At 39.2% G+C, this 1,578-nt stretch carries 5 protein-coding genes; all 5 read left to right on the top strand.

Annotated elements, in window-relative coordinates:
* Positions 1–204, top strand: a 204-nt coding sequence (locus GXZ13_07785) for a site-specific DNA-methyltransferase (protein NLX75703.1), incomplete at its 5' end; no start/stop codon positions are given.
* Complete coding sequence (locus GXZ13_07790; protein ID NLX75704.1) at positions 201–347, top strand: hypothetical protein; 147 nt, start codon at positions 201–203, stop codon at positions 345–347. The genes GXZ13_07785 and GXZ13_07790, both read left to right, overlap by 4 nt.
* On the top strand, positions 340–1,164 hold the full coding sequence (locus tag GXZ13_07795; protein ID NLX75705.1) for an ATP-binding protein: 825 nt from the start codon (positions 340–342) through the stop codon (positions 1,162–1,164). Before GXZ13_07790 ends, GXZ13_07795 begins: the two co-directional genes overlap by 8 nt.
* Before the next feature lie 11 nt (positions 1,165–1,175).
* Positions 1,176–1,334, top strand: coding sequence for a hypothetical protein (locus tag GXZ13_07800; GenBank protein NLX75706.1), 159 nt, complete (start codon positions 1,176–1,178; stop codon positions 1,332–1,334).
* Between the two features lie 53 nt (positions 1,335–1,387).
* Positions 1,388–1,546, top strand: coding sequence for a hypothetical protein (locus tag GXZ13_07805; GenBank protein ID NLX75707.1), 159 nt, complete (start codon positions 1,388–1,390; stop codon positions 1,544–1,546).
* Positions 1,547–1,578 lie beyond the last annotated feature (32 nt).

The following is a 1,578-nucleotide window of genomic DNA, read 5'->3' on the forward strand; positions in this document are numbered from 1 at the left end:
AATGATAAGATTTTCGATTCCCATGTTGGCAGTGGTTCAATCCGTATTGCTTGCCATGATATGGGATTCTCATTTGAAGGTTGTGAGATTGACAAAGATTATTGGGAAGATCAAGAAGAACGTTATCAACAACACGCTATGCAAGCTGATTTATTTACACCAGAATCATTGTTTACTGGAGAAATACAACAGGAGCTATTATGATTCAATATGATGGATATGAGTGGGAAATAGCTTCTATATTATATAGGCATGATGGAATATTCTATTTCTTAAAAAGGAATGAAGGGAAAAAGATAATAATAAGGGAAGTTATAGAATCTAAATTAAGGGGTAATAATGAATAGTGCATTAACAGATGTTTTGAATGGTCTACAGGCTACAAGGGAAGAAGGCGATTATATCAAGGATGGTATTTTGTATTGTGGGAAATGCCACACACCAAAGCAGCTCAAGAAAATCTTTCTAGGAACAGAGAAGATATTTGGTTGTATGTGCGATTGTCAAGCGGAGGAGGTATGCAACCAGGAGGAAGCGGACAGGAAGAAAAGGCTTGTGGAGCGTATAGAGCTGAACAAGGCGAATTGCTACAACGATGTTTCACTTCTTGAAAACACATTCGACAAAGACGACAATTCTCTCCCTGTAATAACCAACGCTTGCAAGAAGTACACAGAACATTTTGAGACCTTCTTGGAAGATGGAAGGGGGTTGTTGTTCTATGGATTGGTGGATGGTGGAAAGACATTCTTTGCCAACTGCATTCTCAATGCCCTTCTTGACCAAGGTTATAAGTGCAAGGGTACTTCTTTTCCAGACCTAGCAAGTAAATCCTTTGCTGACTTCGACAAGACAGAGTTTTATACCTCTTTCAACTCATACGACTTATTGCTCATTGACGATATGGGAACGGAGCGGAGAACGGATTACATGCAAGAGATTATCTATGGTGTTATTGATACAAGATACACCGCTAAACTGCCAATGATTATCACTACGAACCTATCATTGGAAGATATAAAGAATCCAGAGGATATATCCAACAAGCGTATCTTTTCTAGAATTCTGGAGCGCTGTCACCCTATCGAGATAAAACAGACAAAGCATAGGTTGAAGAATGGGCGTATTGATTTTGTGAAGACGAAGAATATCCTAGGGATATAAAAGGATTGAACATGACCGAAGAGCAAAGATATCGTTATTGGCTGGCTGTCCATGCACTTGCAGATAGTGAAGAATCTGCTACAATGACAGAAGGAGTAAATAATGGCGAGACACAACAAACAGATTACTCAACGGAAAAGTTTTGTAAAAAGATGGTAGAAAGTGCTTGACAGGTTCTACTATAGGGTGTAATATTAGGTATAAAGAGAAAAGGAGATACGAAATGACAAGACAAGAAGCATTAGATTTTATCAGAGCATCAGAGGCTACAGGATTTAGGTATGGCGATTTGAGTTACATCACTGAAAAGCAAGACGCCATAAAAGACATCGAGCTCATGGAAGATGAAGCTTGGAATGACGGAGAGATTTTCGAGGCATAACAGCAATCCCCTCTTCGGAGGGGGTATTTCTC

This window comes from Synergistaceae bacterium, from assembly GCA_012728235.1.
Taxonomy (GTDB): domain Bacteria; phylum Synergistota; class Synergistia; order Synergistales; family Synergistaceae; genus JAAYFL01.